The sequence below is a fragment of the Pseudomonas sp. FBF18 genome (genome assembly GCF_024261405.1).
Lineage (GTDB): Bacteria > Pseudomonadota > Gammaproteobacteria > Pseudomonadales > Pseudomonadaceae > Aquipseudomonas > Aquipseudomonas palmensis.
Map to the genome: position 1 here is coordinate 292,368 of NZ_QKRS01000004.1, position 17,732 is coordinate 310,099.

13 protein-coding genes and 1 tRNA gene are annotated in these 17,732 nt (G+C 63.3%); 4 read left to right on the forward strand and 10 right to left on the reverse strand.

The genetic code is table 11. From position 1 onward, the window contains the following. Positions 1-279 precede the first annotated feature (279 nt). From DN387_RS09360 to DN387_RS09380, 5 genes are all read right to left on the reverse strand, one after another. Positions 280-420, reverse strand: a complete 141-nt coding sequence (locus DN387_RS09360) for a hypothetical protein (RefSeq protein ID WP_177333018.1) — start codon at positions 418-420, stop codon at positions 280-282. Between the two features lie 228 nt (positions 421-648). Beyond that, positions 649-1,623 carry a tripartite tricarboxylate transporter substrate binding protein gene (locus DN387_RS09365; RefSeq protein ID WP_054916482.1) on the reverse strand — a complete coding sequence of 325 codons (975 nt, stop codon included), beginning with the start codon at positions 1,621-1,623 and terminating at the stop codon, positions 649-651. A gap of 170 nt (positions 1,624-1,793) precedes the next feature. Next, positions 1,794-2,933, reverse strand: a complete 1,140-nt coding sequence (locus tag DN387_RS09370) for a mandelate racemase/muconate lactonizing enzyme family protein (protein ID WP_054916483.1) — start codon at positions 2,931-2,933, stop codon at positions 1,794-1,796. Between the two features lie 16 nt (positions 2,934-2,949). After that, entirely contained in the window at positions 2,950-4,071 is a 1,122-nt protein-coding gene (locus DN387_RS09375; RefSeq protein WP_043860271.1) for a mandelate racemase/muconate lactonizing enzyme family protein, read from the reverse strand. Next, a complete protein-coding gene (locus tag DN387_RS09380; RefSeq protein WP_054916484.1) occupies positions 4,068-5,693 on the reverse strand; it encodes a BCCT family transporter in 1,626 nt (541 codons plus the stop codon). The genes DN387_RS09375 and DN387_RS09380 overlap by 4 nt, the downstream gene beginning before the upstream one ends. A gap of 123 nt (positions 5,694-5,816) precedes the next feature. On the opposite strand from DN387_RS09380, the gene DN387_RS09385 reads away from it, so the two are divergent. Continuing rightward, on the forward strand, positions 5,817-6,719 hold the full coding sequence (locus tag DN387_RS09385) for a LysR substrate-binding domain-containing protein (protein WP_054916485.1): 903 nt from the start codon (positions 5,817-5,819) through the stop codon (positions 6,717-6,719). A 19-nt stretch (positions 6,720-6,738) separates the two neighbouring features. Here DN387_RS09385 and DN387_RS09390 read toward each other — a convergent pair whose 3' ends face one another. Further along, positions 6,739-7,668 carry a LysR family transcriptional regulator gene (locus DN387_RS09390; protein ID WP_054916486.1) on the reverse strand — a complete coding sequence of 310 codons (930 nt, stop codon included), beginning with the start codon at positions 7,666-7,668 and terminating at the stop codon, positions 6,739-6,741. A gap of 108 nt (positions 7,669-7,776) precedes the next feature. On the opposite strand from DN387_RS09390, the gene DN387_RS09395 reads away from it, so the two are divergent. Then, positions 7,777-8,973 carry an MFS transporter gene (locus DN387_RS09395; protein WP_054916487.1) on the forward strand — a complete coding sequence of 399 codons (1,197 nt, stop codon included), beginning with the start codon at positions 7,777-7,779 and terminating at the stop codon, positions 8,971-8,973. 94 nt (positions 8,974-9,067) lie between these two features. Beyond that, on the forward strand, positions 9,068-12,283 hold the full coding sequence (locus DN387_RS09400; protein ID WP_054916488.1) for a hybrid sensor histidine kinase/response regulator: 3,216 nt from the start codon (positions 9,068-9,070) through the stop codon (positions 12,281-12,283). Between the two features lie 115 nt (positions 12,284-12,398). Here the strand turns inward: DN387_RS09400 and DN387_RS09405 are convergent. From DN387_RS09405 to uvrY, 4 genes are all read right to left on the reverse strand, one after another. Continuing rightward, positions 12,399-12,474: transfer RNA gene (locus DN387_RS09405), tRNA-Gly, on the reverse strand. A 65-nt stretch (positions 12,475-12,539) separates the two neighbouring features. After that, positions 12,540-13,100, reverse strand: a complete 561-nt coding sequence (pgsA, locus tag DN387_RS09410; protein WP_043860267.1) for a CDP-diacylglycerol--glycerol-3-phosphate 3-phosphatidyltransferase — start codon at positions 13,098-13,100, stop codon at positions 12,540-12,542. A gap of 32 nt (positions 13,101-13,132) precedes the next feature. Beyond that, a complete protein-coding gene (gene uvrC / locus DN387_RS09415; RefSeq protein ID WP_043860266.1) occupies positions 13,133-14,956 on the reverse strand; it encodes an excinuclease ABC subunit UvrC in 1,824 nt (607 codons plus the stop codon). 1 nt (position 14,957) lies between these two features. Next, positions 14,958-15,599, reverse strand: a complete 642-nt coding sequence (uvrY, locus tag DN387_RS09420) for a UvrY/SirA/GacA family response regulator transcription factor (RefSeq protein ID WP_043860265.1) — start codon at positions 15,597-15,599, stop codon at positions 14,958-14,960. Positions 15,600-16,325: 726 nt separating this feature from the next. Between uvrY and DN387_RS09425 the strand changes: the two genes are divergently transcribed. Continuing rightward, entirely contained in the window at positions 16,326-17,633 is a 1,308-nt protein-coding gene (locus DN387_RS09425; RefSeq protein WP_043860264.1) for a nucleotide sugar dehydrogenase, read from the forward strand. The last annotated feature ends 99 nt before the right edge of the window (positions 17,634-17,732 follow it).

Here is a 17,732-nt window from a genome sequence, read left to right on the forward strand (position 1 = left end):
TTGCCGGCGAAGCGACGCGAAGGCAGCGCGCGGCCTAGAGCGCGCCATCAGATTCAAGGCATGCCCCCCAAACCCAGATGCAATTTCAAGACAGGTGACTGGGGATGTCTTCAGAAAGGCAACCAAAGGATCGCGGTGAGGTTATCAGGTGCCAGTCAATGCTGTTGTGCCGGTCACAAGATCGAGCGCCGCGAGCGCGGCGCTTCGCCGGCGAAGCCGGCTCCTACATGGACTGCCACGGGCCAACGCCTGTGAGATTCGAGTTGCCAGCCACCACAACTACACCACCAGAATCGCCTCATGCACATCAATCGTCGGAATCGGCATCACCCCGCGCCGCATGTCGAGCCACTGGCGCATCTTGCAGGCGTCGAAAATCTGGCCCTCGTCCATCATCGTCAGGATGAGCTTTTGAGACATGTGGTAACACCCACATTTCAGGCAACGCCGCCCTTCCCACCCGGCTGGGCAGTCGATGGCCTCGGCGTGGCCGGCGCAGATCAGACAGCTCATGCAACCCCCTGATTGTTTTTCTGGGCGGGAAGGAACGTGCTGGTTACACCACAAAAAACAGCGTTCGAAAAAGGCATGAAAATTCCGTGCCAAGGCACGTATCTCGACAGATGGCAGCTGTTTCGGGCACCCGCCTCACTGGCCCTTGCGAAGGTCGTCGATCAGGGTCTTGTACCCGGCCACCTGCTGCTTGACGTAGGTGCGCAATTGATCACCTGTCAGGGCGAACGGCAGCAGCCTGAAGCCGCTGCGAAGCTGGGCGAACTGTTCCGAGGCCAGTAGCTGGTCGAAGGTGTGCTTCCACCAGGCATAGTCCTCGTCGCTGACCCCGGGCCCCAGATAGAAACCCCTGACCACCGGGCAGACGATGTCGTAGCCCTGTTCCCTGGCGGTGGGTACGTCCTTGAGCTCACCGCCCAGGCGTTCTTCCGAGAGTACGGCCAGCAGGCGCATTTCTCCGCGCTGCAGGTGCGTGATGACCTCGAACGCATCGGTACTGCTGACTTCGATGTAACCGCCCAGCAACGCCGTGGCGCTTTCGCCGCCGCTTTCCAGGGCGATGTAGCGCAATTCGCCAATATCGATACCCGCGGCCTTGGCGAGCAATGCGGCCTGCACCCAGTCCTGCCCGCCGGCAGTGCCGCCGGAGCCGAACAGCACCTTGCGCGGCTGCTGCTTCAGCGCCTTGACCAGGTCGTCGAGGTTCTTGTACGGGGAGTCGCTTCTTACCGCGATGGCGCCATAGCTTTTGCCCAGGGCGGCGACCCAGCGTACCGCGCCCTCGTCGAAGCGCCCGAACTTGCCCTGGGCAAGGTTGAGCAGCGACCCGCTGGACCATGCGATCAGGGTGCCCGGCTCTGCCGGCCGTTGCGCGATGATGGTGTTGTAGGTCACCGCCCCGACCCCACCGGGCATGTAGGTGATCTGCATGGGCTGGTCGAACACCTTGTTCTGGGCCAGGGCTGTCTTTATCAACTGGCACATCAGGTCCCCACCGCCACCCGATGAACCGGGCACGATGCATTCGGGCGACGACGGCGGCGCCGCCAGCAACGAAGTGGCGAACAGGGAGCAAGCAATCGAGCAGATACTGCGCAGGAAAAACGTCATGGCGGTCGCCTGTTATTGTTTTTGGTATGACTTGGCAGTTGCGCACCGGGCGGGTTGTCGCCAGTGCACAACTGCACGTACCAAATCTTAGGCTGTGTAGCTTTCTCCAACCTTGCAGCAAGGCAGCGTACGCTGCCCGCGCCATGACTGCAAAGCCGGCACCACGGCAGTTACGCAGCGCCCGCCTGGCGGCCGACGCTCAGTTGCAACTGGGCAACGCGCCCGATCTGCTCCCAGTCGATCTGCAGGCCCAGGCCCGGTTGCTGCGACACCGTCACCTGCCCTTGCGCGTTGGTGCGGATCGGGTTGGCGGTGGCGAACTCGAACAGCTCCACCTCGCACGCCTGTTCGAAGTAGCTGCACACCGGCTGCCCCAGCATCAGGTGCAGGTTGGCCGCCTGCGCCAGCGAATGCCCCCAGCTCTGCAATTCGACCTTGAGCCCGCTGGCCGCAGCGTGGTGGATGATCTTCAGCGCGGGGGTGATGCCGCCGCAGGTCATCACATCCACCCGCACACGGCTCCAGCACTGCTGGCTGGCGGCAAACGCCACCAGTTGGCTGTCGGTGATGGCGTTGCCGGCGGCCAGCACCGGCACCTGCAGCCGCGTGCTCAAGTGTCGGTACCCGGCCAGGTCGTAGTCGTCCAGCGGCGCCTCGAACCAGGCGTAGCCCAGCTCGCCCAGCACCCGCCCGACCTTGAGCGCGGCGTCCAGGTCGTAGCGCTGCTCCACGTCCAGCATCAGCGCCAGGCCCTTGTCGCCGTGGGCCCGCTGAACCTGCTCGAGCAGTTGCAGGTCGCGCGCCGGGTCGCACCAGCAATGGAACTTGATGGCCGCAAAGCCCGCCTCGACCAGTTGCTGCACGGCGTCCACATAGGCCTGCGGCGTGGCCAGCACCGGCGTGCTGGCGTAGGCGTCGATGCGCTCGCGGTAGCCGCCCAGCAGCCTGAACAGGGGCAGGCCCGCCGCCTGCGCCGCGATGTCCCACAGCGCCACGTCGATCAGCGCCTGGGCCTGGGCCGAGCGCGCATAGGCCCTGGGCTTGAAGTGCATCCACAGCCCTTCGCGCTGCAGTGCCGAGCGCCCGAGCAGGTCGGGGATCATGTCGCGCAGCGTCTCGGCCAGTACCGCGTCGGGGTGGTGCGTGGTGTACGAATCGGTAGCCGCCACGCCGACGATGCCGTCGCAGGTGCTGATGCGGATGAAGGTGTGCGTGGTGCACGGCGCCGGTTGCTCCGGGGTCCAGGTGGAGCCGCGCAGCGGCGGCGCGCACACGAACACCTCGACCCGGTCGATGATCTGGTTGTGCATTGGGGGCCTCCCGCCTCTAGGTGCGAACGCGATAACGCTCGATCATCGCCTCGTCCAGTATCACGCCAAGGCCTGGGCTGTCGGGCACGCGCACATGGCCGTCCTCCAGCGCCAGCAGGTTGCTCACCAGGCCACGGAACAACGGGCTGTCGCTTTGCGAGTATTCGATCAACTCGCCAAACTCGCTGGCCGCCAGAAAGTGCACGGTGGCTGCCAGCAGGATGCCGGTGCTGAAGCCGTGGGGCACCAGTTGCGCGCCGTGCAGTTGCGCCAGTTCATAGATGTGGCGCATCTCGCTGATGCCGCCGCAGCGGGTGATGTCGGGCTGGATGATCGCCGGGCGCGAAGCCTCCAGAAAGTGACGGAACTCGTGCCGCGTGGCCAGCCCCTCGCCGCCGGATACGCGCAGCCCGGAGCGCTCGGCCAGGTACGCCAGGCCGCGGGTGTCGTCCGAAGGCAAGGGTTCCTCGATCCAGTTGAGGTTGAACTGGCGCAGTGCATCGCATTGCACCAGCGCGTGGGAGTAGTTGCGCCAGCGCCCCACCAGGTCGATCTGCAGTTGCACGTCGTCGCCGATCTCCTCGCGCACCAGTTGCAGCAATGCCTTGTCCCTGGGCAGGTCTTCGCCAAAACCTGCGCCGCCGAGCTTGATGCTGCGCAGGCCCTGGGCCAGCAGGCCGCGTACCCGCTCGCGGTTGCCGGCCTCGTCGGGCCGCGGGATGAAGGTGCCGTAGGCGGCGATGCGCTCACGGTACTTGCCGCCGAGCAGGGTGTGCACCGGCACGCCGTAGTGCTGGCCGGCGATGTCCCACAGGGCGATGTCGAGCGCGCTGATGGCATGGATGGCCACGCCACGCCGGCCCATGTATTCGCAGTGGCGGTACATCTTCTTCCACAGCCGGTCGATTTCCAGCGGGTTCTCGCCGACCAGGATGTCGCGCAGCCCCTGGCAGGTTTCATGGGATGCCGGGGTTTCGATCAGGGCCTTGACCACGGCCGGCGAGCTGTCGGTTTCACCGATGCCCAGCAGGCCGCTGTCGGTGTAGATGCGCACGATCAACGCATCCTCACCCCACTCGCAGGGCTGGTCGAGCGCAGGCACGCGCAACCAGATCGCTTCTACATCGACTATTTTCATTGCAGGTTTTCCAGAGTTTTCGGGGCGCCCTGGCAAGCTTGGCGAGGGGCCTGTTCGGCGTCGCACGCAGTGCCCTGGGCCAGGCGGGCGGACTGCGCTTCGATCAGGTGTGCGGGCATTGCCGCGTAGTCTTCGCGCAGCCACTTCAGCAGCCCCCAGATCTTCACCATGAGGATGAAGATGAACGGGATGGCGGTGAGGATCACGGCAGTCTTGAGGGTGTTGAGCGAGGCATTGATGTACAGCATCGCCAGCGGCAGCACGGCCAGCATCAGGCACCAGAACAGGCGCAGGCTCGGCGACGGGTCCTGGCCTTCACGCAGGTTGCGGGTGCTGGTCGCGGCCACGGTGTAGGCCACGGCGTCCAGGTGCGAGGCCAGGAACACCAGCATGAGCAGGAAGTACACCACCGACAGCAGTTTGCCGAACGGCAGGCTGGCGAGCAGCATCGACACCGCCGCTTCGCCGCCGGCACCGCTGAGCATGGCCGGGGCATTGACCACATCGGTGACGAACTGGTGAATGGCAAAGCTCTGCAGGCTGCCGAAGAAGAACCAGCAACCGCCGCAGCCGCCCAGGATCATCGCCAGTACCACCTCGCGAATCGTGCGGCCCTTGGAGACGCGGGTGACGAAAATTGCCACGCCCGGCGTGTAGGTGATCCAGTACAGCCAGTAGAACACGGTCCAGTCACGGGAGAAGCCGCCGTCCCCGGTAGGGTCGGTGAACAGGCTCATGTGGATGAAGTTCTGCAGGGTCAGGCCGATGGCGTTGGCGATGTTGCTGACGCTGAACTGGGTGGGCCCCAGCAGCAGCACGACCAGGGCGAACAGCATGGTCATGCCGCAGGCCAGCTTTGCCAGGCGCTGCATGCCGGAGCTGATGCCGATGTAGGAGCTGAGCGAGAACACCAGTGTCACCAGGATCACCAGCGACGCCTTGAGCATGAAGCCGTCGGCAAGCCCGGTGAGGTCCGACAGCCCCTTGGCCACGGTGGAGGTGGTCAGGGTGGTGGTCAGCACCAGCCCGCCGAAGGTGGCGAACAGGAAGATCAGGTCGATGACCCGCCCGACCGGGCCGTGGGCCTTGTAGCCGGTGATCGACTCGATGATGCCCGCCAGGCTCAAGCCTTTGTTCTTGCGCACATGGAAGTGATACGCCATCGCCAGCGAGGCGATGCCGTAGATGGCCCACGGGGTCACGCCCCAGTGGAAGAACGAGTAGGCGATGCTCATCTCCAGCGCCTGCTTGCTGGCGGCGGTGATGTTCAGGCCCGGGGTGAGGTAGTAGTAGGCCCATTCCATGAACGCCCAGTACATGGTCGCCGAGCCGAGGCCGGCGCAGATGAACATGAAGATCCAGCTGGTGTTCCTGTACTCGGGCTTGCCCTCGCCCAGGCGGATGTTGCCGTACTTGCTCATGCCCAGGCCTATCACCAGCACCACGCAGGCAAAGCCCAGTACCTGGACCAGCACGCCGAAGGTGGTGGTGGCACGGGTGAAGAGCTGATCGGCCAGTACCTTGGCCTGATCGGGGAACATCATCAAACCGATGACCGTCAGCGATATCACCACGATGCTGGTGAAAATCAGCGTCAGGTCTTTCTGGGTGTTCTGCTGCATAGTGAGTCCCAACTGTTGTAATTATTGGTCAGCCCCCCGTATTGGCGGGCTCGGCGGCTAATGTAAGCTGGTGCCCAGCGCCGAGAGAATCGCGATTTGGTAATGGACTAATAACGAAGTCTTATGAATAAATTCGCCCTGACCCGCCTGCCGCACATGACCCTGCTGCTGGCCTTCAAGACCGTTGCCGAGCACGGCAGCTTCACCCGTGCCGCCACCGCGCTGCACCTGTCGCAGTCGGCCATCAGCCAGCAGGTGGTCAAGCTAGAGGAGGCATTGGGGGTGACGCTGTTCGTGCGTTCGACCCGTACCGTGGCCCTGACCAGGGCAGGCGCCGCGCTGCTGGACGATGTTCGCGCCCCCTTCGACCAGCTGGTGGCCGCCTTCGAGAAATGCGCGCGCAAGGCCGCACCGTCGGTGCTGCACATCGAGGCCGAGCCGGTGATGAGCGCGTTCTGGCTGACCCCGCGCCTGAAGCATTTCACCCAGCGCTTCCCCGCGCTGCGCATCCAGCAACTGCTGAGCACCCAGCGCGTCGAGTTTCCCGACGAGGTGGAGCTGGCGATCAAGTGGGGCACGGCCGACTGGCCGGGTTTCGAGACGCAGTTTCTGATGGGCCTGAACTACGTGCCGATCTGCTCGCCCGCATTGCTCGAAGGGCCCGACGCGCTGCGGGTGCCGGCCGACCTGGCGCGTCACCCGCTGCTGCATGACCGGCATCATCACGACTGGGAAGCCTGGCAGGCGCTGTACCCCACGCCAGGGCTGGAGGTGCGCAGCGGGCACGTGGTCACCGACTCCAATGTGCTCGCGCAGCTGGCGATCGAGGGGCATGGTGTCGCCCTGTGTGCGATCGAGCTGACCGAACGGGCGGTGCGCAGCGGCGAACTGGTGATGCCCTTCCCCGAGCTGGTGATGCCGCATCAGCTGGCGTATTACCTGCTGACCAAGCCGCACAAGCAGATCAGCGACATGGCCCGGCAGTTCATTGCGTGGCTGAAGGAAGAGGCAGGCAACGGGGCGTAGTGCGTGACTGGGTGCCCGATCAGCCCATCAGCTCGACATCCGGAATCGCCGCCACCGTGGTTTCGCGCAGCAGCGCCAGGAACTCGACGACATAGGGTTTCTGGCTGTCTGCCGGCAAGGTGGCAGCCCAGATATCCGAGATAAGCCCCTCGCGGGTGATGGGCCTGGCCGTCACGTACTGACGCTGGAGGTAGGTCTGCACGGCCCAGCGTGGTAGCACCGCAATGCCGCGCCGCGCTGCCACCAGCATCAGGATCGCGACAGTCAGCTCGGCGGTGCGGCGCACAGGCTTGATCCCCGCGGGCCGCAACAATGAGCGGACAATGTCCAGCGCGTCTTCCTCGATCGGATAGGTCACCAGGGTTTCGTCGATAAAGTCCTCGGCCGTCAAGAACTCGCGCAGGGCCAAGGGGTGGTCGTTGGCAACCAGTGCCACCAGCGGATAGCGAAACAGCCCGTGAAAATCGACCCCTTCCTCGTCCCTTTCGGAGCAGGACACCAGTGCAAGATCGGCGGTGCGCTGATGCAGCAGGCCAACGGGATCGTCGTGATAACCCGATACCAGGTCCACTTCCACCTCAGGCCAGCGTGCTCTAAAGGCATCGACTGCGGGCATGAGCCAGTCAAAACAGGTGTGGCATTCGACGGCGATACGCAAGGTACCGCCGGTGCCTTCGGCCATCTGCAGCAGGTCACGCGTGGTCTGATTAAGAATGGGCACCACTTTGTCGGCGGCTTCCAGCAGCCGCTTGCCAGCCGGCGTAAAGACCACCGGGGAAGACTTGCGAACGAACAATGGGGTGCCGAAAAACTCCTCCAGCGCCTTGATGTGATGGGACAAGGCGCCTTGGGTCAGTCGCATCCAGGACGCGGCGCGGGAGACGCTGCCACTGTCGCGCAGGGCCACCAGCGTTTGCAGGTGGCGAACATCGATCGGGATTCTGTCCATTAAATTTACTGAGGTTGGGTGACGATATTATTCGTTTGAATAATAGACCTGCAATTTTCATACTTCCAGCCTCGATTTCACCCAGGCAAGACAGAGGCTGCACGCAAGATGAAAAACACACACATGCACAGGCAGGTCGGCATTCTGGCAAGTGCACAGGCCTTGTTCCAGACGGTTTCGGTTCTGGTAATGACCATCGGCGCACTGGCAGGCGCCCAGTTGACCCACCGCGCCGACATGGCCACATTGCCTATCGCCAGCATGTTCCTGGGCACCGCACTGGCGATGTTTCCGGCCTCGTCATTCATGGCAAACGCCGGGCGCAGGGCCGGCTTTGTACTTGGCGCGGCGCTGGGCGTGACCGGCGGCATGGTCGCTGCCGCCGGTATCTGGTTCGGCTCCCTGGCCCTGCTCGCACTGGGCACCTTCCTGGTCGGCACCTATCAGGCCTTTGCCCAGTTCTACCGTTTTGCCGCAAGCGAGGTCGCGGACGAGAGCTTGCGCCCCAAGGCCATCTCGCTGGTGCTGGCAGGTGGCATAGTCGCTGCACTGCTGGGGCCGGCGTTGGCGCGGTTCGGAGGCCAGTGGATAGGCCCGCAGTACTTCGGGTCATTTGTTCTGCTGACCGTCGTCGCCGTGTTGGGGCTGGGCGTGCTGCTGTTTCTGGATATGCCTGCCACCGAACCACCGGCGGCGGGCCTGGACAAGGGCCGGCCATGGGCACGGATCGTCCTGCAGCCGACCTACCTGGTAGCCCTGTTCGGCGCGGTGACCGGCTATGGCGTGATGATACTGGCGATGACGGCGACTCCGCTGGCGATGCTCCACCATCACCATCCGCTGGCCACGGCCGCCACCGTCATCCAGTTGCACGTGATGGGCATGTTCCTGCCCTCGTTCTTCACCGGCGCCCTGATTTCCCGGCTGGGTGCGGCGTGGGTGATGCTGCTGGGCGTGATGCTGCTGGCCTTGCACGTTCTGACCACCTGGTCCGGCACGGGCTTCAATGCCTTTGCCAGTGCTCTGGTTCTGCTGGGTGTGGGCTGGAATTTCCTGTTCATCGGCGGCACGGCCTTGCTGACCACAACCTACAGCCCGGCGGAAAAGAGCCGGGCCCAGGCGACCAACGACATGGCGATCTTTGCGGTGGGATTGACGTGCTCGTTTGGCGCCGGCGGCCTGCTCGACGTGTTTGGCTGGCAGGTGCTGAATGCGCTGCTGCTGCCTTGGCTGGGGCTTGCCGGCCTGATGATCGTATGGCGGCTCGTGGCTGAAAACCGCACCCGAACGCTACCGCAGGGCTAGGGCCGCACGGGGTGTGGCACCCGGGATGATCCGGCAAGCACTCCAGCTCTTGTATAGACTGGGTCTGGACGCGACTCACTCACGGGATTGCACGATGAATCACCGCTACACCCGCCTGGACAGGCTGGCCAGCAGTTCACTGCGCCTGAACATGGGGCTTGCCGTGCTCCTGGGCCTGGCGCTGCTGTTGACTGGCTTGTGCTACTGGGGCGTGAATCGCGTGCTGCAGAAGCAGGAAGACACGGTGAAGTTTCACTTCGCCCGCCTGATGGAAAACATCCGCGAGCAGGAAGCCTTTCTCAGCGCCGTGTCGCGCAAAAGCGCCGAAGGCCAACTGCTGGGCGCCTCCAGTGTGCCGGTGGTGGTGCAACGGTCTTCGTCCGATGCCACCGGTGCGGTCTATGAAGAACTCGAATACGCCTTCTCCCTGCCGTTCAGCGTGAAGATCAACCCGGCCAGGATCGCAGCCTCGCAACACGCCAGCGTCTCTACCCTGGGGGCGAACCTGGCCAACTACTACAGTGCATTCTGGTCGGCTTCGCACTATCAATCGCCCCAGGTGCTGCTGTTCAACCTGCCGGACAACTTCGATATCAGCGTACCGGCCATGGGGCGCCTGCGCGGCACGGGTCGGCCCCGACAAGAGGACTTCGATCGTGTGGTGCGCCAGGTGGGCAAGAGCCTGCACGACCACGCGCCGCAGGACCACCAGGTGCAGTGGGTGCCCTATGACGCAGGCCCCGATGCCCCTGCCACTGTGCTGGGGTATGTCGACATCGACCTGTCGGCAACCCGGCTGCACATTTCAGGGGCCAGCCCCTCGGTGGTGGTGGCGTCCATGTTCACGCTGGATCAGGTCAACAACATCGAACGCATCATGCAATGGTCGATCTACGATCACTTCAGCCTGATCGCCCCCACCCGCGAGGCATTGGTGGGCGAGTTCAAGCCCGATCGGGTGCTGCATGAAGGCCTGAACCTGAACGCTGACGGGCTGGTGTTCCGTGTGACAAGCCCGGGCGAGCAGCCCTGGACCGGCATCTATGTGATCGGTTTCAAAAGCTTTGTGGACTATGCCTTCTGGCCGCTGCTGGGGCTGGTTGCACTGATGCTGGCCGGATTGGGCGGCGGCTGGGCGTTCAATCACTGGTATCGCAAGCATGTGGTGTTGCCTGCCCACCGTGCACTTGAAGACATCGCCGAGAGCGAGGCTTTCAGTCGAGCCGTCATCGACACGGCGCCAGCCGGTCTGTGCGTGCTGCGTTGCAGCGACTACGCGGTGCTGCTGGAAAACCAGCACGCCCAGCAGTCCCACGGCAGCGCCACGCTGATCGGCGCCCTGCGTCGACAGCACGACCTGCCCGAGCGGGGCTCAACCGATCTGCAGGTTGAAGGCCGCCATTGGCACGTGAGCCTTGTGCCTACCCGCTACCACGGCGAAAACGCCTGGCTGTGTGCCTTTCATGACGTTACCCGGCTTGTCGAAGATGCCGCCAGCCTTGAACAGGCGCGCTTGGCCGCCGATTCCGCCAATGAAGCCAAGACACGTTTCCTGGCCACCATGAGCCATGAGATCCGCACACCGCTGTACGGCGTACTGGGCACCCTGGAGCTGATGGGGCTGACCGCGCTCGACCCGCGCCAGCAGCACTACCTGCAGACCATCCAGCGATCATCGGCCACCCTGTTCCAGCTGATCAGCGACGTGCTGGATGTGTCGAAGATCGAATCCGGACAGATGACCATCGACGATCTGGACTTCTGCCCTCTGGAGATGATCGAGGCCACACTCGGCACCTACAGTGCATACGCCCAGGCCAAAGGCTTGCAACTGTATGCCTGCATCGATGCCGACCTGCCCGACCGGCTGCGCGGCGATCCGTTGCGCATTCGCCAGATCCTCAACAACCTGCTGAGCAATGCCATCAAGTTCACCGACAGCGGCCGGGTGGTGCTGCGGGCTCGGGTCGTGGAACAGGACAGCGAATACAGCCAGTTGCAGTGGCAGGTCAGCGATTCGGGACTGGGTATTTCCCAGGCCCAGCAGGTGCATCTGTTCGACCCGTTCTATCAGGTGCGCGACGCCAGCAGCGAGGCCGGCGCAGGCCTGGGCCTGTCCATCTGCCGCCGGCTCTGCGAACTGATGGACGGCCAGCTCGACGTGGTCAGTGCAATCGGGCTGGGCAGCAGTTTCACCCTGCAGCTGAAGCTGCCCCGCGCGCCCGGCGCACTCACCGACTGTCCTGAACTCGAGCCATCCACCGCCCCTGTGTACGTGCGCGCACCCGTCCCGGAACTGGCCCGGCACCTTTGCGCCTGGCTCGTTCGGCTGGGGGTAGACGCCCGTCCGCTGGCCAGCGACATGGGTTCGGGCAACGACGCGACACTGTTGGTGGACATGCTCGCGTCCGGTCAAGCGTGGGCTGGCCCCCGGATCAACGCCGTACCGGGCGGGCCCAACCCACCCGACCACGGCGCTGATGGCTGGGAGGTCGATGCCTACGACGTTCGCGCGATCGCCAGGGCGGTGGGCCTGGCGCACGGCGGTCACGACACGCAGCACAGCGCCTGGCCAGCGGGCACCCGCCAGCCACTGGACCTGCGGATTCTGGTAGCCGAAGACAACCCCATCAATCAGGCGATCATCAAGGAGCAACTCGAAGCCCTGGGCTGCGTGGTCACGGTGGCGTTCAACGGTGAGCAGGCACTGGCACTCTGGGCGCCCGGGGCGTACGACCTGGTGCTCACCGACGTCAACATGCCGGTTATCAATGGCTATGAGCTGACCCAGGCATTGCGCCAGCAGGATGCCGACCTGCCCGTGATCGGCATCACAGCCAACGCCATGCGCGATGAAGGCGAGCGCTGCGCGGCCGTGGGCATGAACGCCTGGATGGTCAAGCCCCTGAACCTGCACACCTTGCGCACTCAGCTGTTGCAGCACTGCGAGCTGGTTCTGCCGCAGCCCTTCACCGAGGTCGACGACGCCGCCACCACACCATCGAGCGACGTCGACACCGTCCACGTTCCGCCTGCGATGCGAAAACTGTTCATCACCTCGATGCGCGACGACCTGCGCAAGATCCACGTCGCATTGGACAACGCCGATGCCGGCGTCCTGGCGCAGGTACTGCACAGCCTGGGCGGCGCCCTGTGCTCGGTTCAGGCGTTCGCCCTGGCCACCTTGTGCGCCGAACTGGAATGCCAGCTTGCGGGGTCGCACATCACGCCGCAGCTGGCCCGGAAAGTACGCCAGGTGCAAACGCGCCTGGAGATCGTGCTGAACACACAGCAGGCCCTGGACGGTTGAAGCCGTCCTGTCTCACGTATTCGAAGAGGATTATTGCGCAACGAAAAAAGGGCCACTTTTCAGTGGCCCTTCTTTCTGACGAATTACAGACCTTTCGATCTGTAGCTCCAAATACTGGAGCGGGAAACGAGACTCGAACTCGCGACCCCGACCTTGGCAAGGTCGTGCTCTACCAACTGAGCTATTCCCGCGTCGTGTTGATGGGGGCCATTCTAGCGATTTTAAAAACGCCGTCAACCCCTTGATTCAAAAAAGTTTATTTTATTTCAGAGCCTTCACGCAGGTGCGGCCAGGCTGCACGCAGGTAGTGCACCATCGACCACAGGGTCAGCCCCGCCGCCACCAGCAGCAGCGCATAACCCAGGCCTACCCAGAACCCCCACACCGGCGGATTGCCCAGCAGGATCACCAGCGCCAGCATCTGCGCCGCGGTCTTCCACTTGCCCAGGTTGGACACCGCCACATGGGCACGTGCGCCCATCTCGGCCATCCATTCACGCAGCGCCGACACCACGATCTCGCGACCGATGATGACCGCTGCCGGCAGCGTGAGCCACAGGTTGGCATGCACCTGCACCAGCAGCACCAGGGCCACGGCCACCATCAGCTTGTCCGCGACCGGGTCGAGGAAGGCGCCAAACGGAGTGCTCTGCTGCCACCGACGAGCCAGGTAACCGTCCAGCCAGTCGGTGGCGGCGGCAACGGCAAACACGCTGCTGGCGGCTATGTAGCTCCAGTGATACGGCACATAGAACAGCAGTATGAAGATCGGTATGAGCAGAACGCGTAGTACGGTAAGCAGATTCGGGATATTCATCGGCACAACTGGCTGCGAGGTGAGCGGGCATTCTACTCGCTATGCAGGCTGTCATAAATCGACTCGGCAAGCTTTTTACTGATTCCGGGTGCTTTGGCGATTTCTTCGACGCTGGCACGGCTCAGTTCCTGCAGTCCGCCAAAGTGTTTTAGCAGGTCGCGCCGGCGCTTGGGCCCTACCCCGGCGACGCCTTCCAGGGTCGAGGTGCGCCGCGTCTTGCCGCGCCGCGCGCGGTGACCGGTGATGGCGAAACGGTGCGCCTCGTCGCGGATCTGCTGGATCAGGTGCAGCGCCGGCGAGTCGCCCTTGAGGGTGAACTCGTGGGCCACGTCGTTGAGGTACAAGGTTTCGAAACCGGCCTTGCGCGTGGTGCCCTTGGCCACGCCCAGCAGAATCAGGTCGGGCACGGCCAGTTCCTGCAGCACGTCGCGGGCCATGTTCAGCTGGCCCTTGCCGCCATCCACCAGCAGCACGTCCGGCAGCTTGCCCTCACCGTCCTTGATCCGCGAGAAGCGCCGGGTCAGGGCCTGGTGCATGGCCGCGTAGTCATCGCCGGCGGTCACGCCCTCGATGTTGTAGCGCCGGTAGTCGGACTTGATCGGGCCTTCGGGGCCGAACACCACGCAGGAGGCCACGGTGGCCTCGCCGCTGGAGTGACTGATGTCGTAGCACTCCAGGCGCTGCGGGGTTTCATCCAGGTCCAGCACCTGGGCCAGCGCATCGAAGCGCGCGGCCATGTGCTGGCGGTTGGCAAGGCGCGCCATCAGCGCCTGCTCGGCGTTGGTCACGGCCAGTTGCTGCCAGCGCGCGCGGGTGCCGCGCACCCGATGGCTGATGGTCAGCTCGCGACCCCGCAGGGCCTCGACGGCGGCGCACAGGGCTTCGAAGTCTTCGTGCACCACGTTGACGATCAGCTCGGCAGGCAGTTCGCGCTCGGCGTTGCCCACGTAGTACTGGGCCAGGAACGCCGACAGCACCTCGGCCACGTCTTCCTCGATGCCCACCTGCGGAAAGAAGTTCTTGCTGCCCAGCACCCGCCCGCCGCGCACGCTGATAAGGTGCACGCACGCCCCGCCCGGGTTGACGAAGGCGGCCACCACATCCACGTCGCCGCTGCCGCCCTCCATGCTCTGCTGATCCTGCACGCGACGCAGCAAGGCGATCTGGTCGCGCAGCTCGGCGGCACGCTCGAACTCCAGGGCCATCGCGGCGCGCTCCATCTCTTCGTTGAGCTCGTTGGTCAACTGGTGGCTGCGCCCCTCCAGGAACATCACCGAGTGGCGCACGTCGGCGGCGTACTCCTGTGGTTCGACCAGGCCGACGCACGGCGCCTTGCAGCGCTTGATCTGGTACTGCAGGCACGGCCGGGTGCGGTTGGCGTAATAGCTGTCTTCGCACTGGCGCACGAAGAAGGTCTTCTGCAGCAGGCTCAGGCTTTCGCGAATGGCACCGGCACTGGGGTAAGGGCCGAAGTACCTGCCCTTGGCCTTCTTGGCCCCGCGATGGATGCCCAGGCGCGGGTAGTCGCCATCACTGAGGAACACATAGGGGTAGGACTTGTCGTCGCGCAACAGGATGTTGTACGGCGGGCGCCATTCCTTGATCAGGGTCTGCTCGAGCAGCAGCGCCTCGGTCTCGTTGGCGGTAATGGTGGTCTCGACCTGGGCGATGCGCGCCACCAGCGCGGCTGTCTTGGGCGCCAGGCCCGCCTTGCGAAAATAGCTCGCCAGGCGCTTCTTGAGGTTTTTGGCCTTGCCTACATACAGCAGGCGCGCGCCTTCATCGAACATCCGGTAGACACCCGGACGTCCGCTGCAGGTCGCCAGAAAGGCACTTGAATCAAACGCTGGGGTCATATCAGAGGTTGGCGTCAACCATACCGTGGCGCACGGCCAGCAACGTCAGTTCCACGTCACTGGTAACGGAAAGTTTCTCGAAGATCCGGTAACGGTACGTATTCACCGTCTTCGGCGACAAGCACAGCTTGTCGGAAATGATCTGCACCTTCTGGCAACCGACGATCATCAGGGCGATCTGGATCTCCCGCTCCGACAGGCTGTCGAACGGCGAGGCATTCTGCGGTTCGAACGACTTGAGTGCCAGCTGCTGGGCTATCTGCGGGCTGATGTAGCGCTGCCCGGCAAACACCAGGCGAATGGCCTGGACCATTTCACCCAGCCCGGCGCCCTTGGTCAGGTAGCCGGCCGCACCGGCCTGCAGCAGGCGGGTGGGAAACGGGTCTTCCTCGCACACGGTCACGGCCACCACCTTGATGTCGGGGTGGCTGCGCAGCAGCTTGCGGGTCGCCTCCAGGCCACCGATGCCGGGCATCTTGACGTCCATCAGGACCACGTCGGGCTTGAGTTCGCGGGTGAGTTTCAGTGCTGCCTCGCCGGAATCGGCTTCCCCTACCACCTGCAGGCCGTCGATGTCGGCCAGCATGCGGGTAATGCCCGTACGCACCAAATCGTGGTCATCGACCACCAGGACCCTGATCAAGCAGACACCTCGCGTTACGGTGTGAATTGTATCCGGCCACCTTAGCAAAAAATCGACCGGGTGAGCTAACTGTAAACGCCATCCGGCTGACGTCAATTTCCCAGCCTTCCTACGTGGCTTCCTACGCGGCTCATCGTCACTGCAGCTGGGCTTCTGCCTGGATGAGCAGACCTGCCTGTACAGGCACAGGCCACGCATGAAACTGAAACTATGCCCGGCTCGCCACGCGGAGCACAAGCGGTGGCGAATGCAAAAAAAAAGCAACGCCAATAAAACAGGCTGTTCACGCTCGCGATGCACTCATCAACACAACTAACCCGTCGCCCGATTGCAACTTTCAAAACATTAAGCTGAAACGGTTCATCTAATTAAATGAAGGCGATTTGCCACTATTAAAAGTTATGTAAAACCCCCGTGGAAGCATTTTTTTGGCGCCATTAAAACGCACACAATACAAATATCAATTTTTTGACGTCGAACTTTACACAAACTATAAGTCATTGTTTTTTAATGGTTTTTTAACTTTCACAAAACAAACTATATTTTTTTCTAGTTAATTTGATATGAAGTGTTGCCGTTCCAAAATTAAACGCTATAGGATGAAAAAAAGAGAGATAAGCCGCCGACGAACATCAACGTTCGCCGCGTTTCAGTTTGCGCCTGCCGCCTGAACATTTATCAACTACACAAGGGTTCGCTCAGGCGAACAGTGCTAAAGGGATCTCTATGAACATCAGTATTTTCGGGCTCGGATATGTAGGTGCCGTGTGCGCCGGGTGCCTCTCGGCACGTGGCCACAATGTGGTGGGGGTGGATATCTCCCCGGCCAAGATCGACATGATCAACCAGGGCAAGTCGCCCATCGTCGAGCCGGGGCTCGAGCAGCTGTTGCAACAGGCCGTGCAGCAAGGGCGCCTGTACGGCACCACCGACGTACAACGCGCCGTGCTCGACACCGAACTGTCGCTGCTGTGCGTGGGCACGCCCAGCAAGAAGAACGGCGACCTCGACCTGGTGTACATGGAGGCCGTATGCCGCCAGATCGGCGAAGCCCTGCGTGACAAGGCTGGCCGTCACACCGTGGTGGTGCGCAGCACCGTGCTGCCAGGCACGGTCAACAACGTGGTCATCCCGCTGCTCGAGCAAGCCTCGGGCAAGAAGGCCGGCGTCGATTTCGGCGTGGCGGTCAACCCCGAGTTCCTGCGTGAAAGCACGGCCATCAAGGACTACGACTTCCCGGCCATGACCGTGATCGGCGAACTCGACACCCAGTCGGGCGACATCTTGCAATCGCTGTACGAGGGCCTGGACGCCCCGGTGATCCGCAAGTCGATCGAAGTGGCCGAGATGATCAAGTACACCTGCAACGTGTGGCACGCCACCAAGGTGAGCTTCGCCAACGAGATCGGCAACATCGCCAAGGCCTCCGGGGTGGACGGACGCGAGGTGATGGACGTGGTGTGCCAGGACCACAAGCTCAATCTGTCGCGCTACTACCTGCGCCCCGGCTTCGCCTTCGGCGGCTCGTGCCTGCCCAAGGACGTGCGCGCCCTCACCTACCGCGCCGGCCAGCTGGACGTCGAGCACCCGCTGCTGGCCTCGATCATGTCCAGCAACCGCAGCCAGGTGCAGAACGCCTTCGACCTGGTCAGCGGTTTCAACAAGCGCCGTATCGGCCTGCTGGGGCTGAGCTTCAAGGCCGGCAGCGACGACCTGCGCGAAAGCCCGCTGGTGGAGCTGGCCGAAATGCTGATCGGCAAGGGCTACGAGCTGCGCATCTTCGACGCCAACGTCGAGTATGCCCGGGTGTTCGGCGCCAACCGCGACTACATCGAGTCGAAGATCCCGCACGTGTCGTCGCTGCTGTGCAACGACCTCGACCAGGTGATCGACGGCGCCGAGATCATCGTGCTGGGCAACAACGACCCGCGTTTCGCCCAGGCCCTGGAAGGCAATGGCGACAAGCAGATCGTCGACCTGGTCGGTTTCATGCCCAACGCCAGCAACGCCACCCAGGAAGGGATCTGCTGGTAAGGCCACAGGCTCCGTCAAGAGAGCCCAAGGCGTTCGACTCCACGCGTCACCCGACTGTTTACCTGCCTGAGTGCCGCCTCCTTCGGAGCGCCGGCGAAC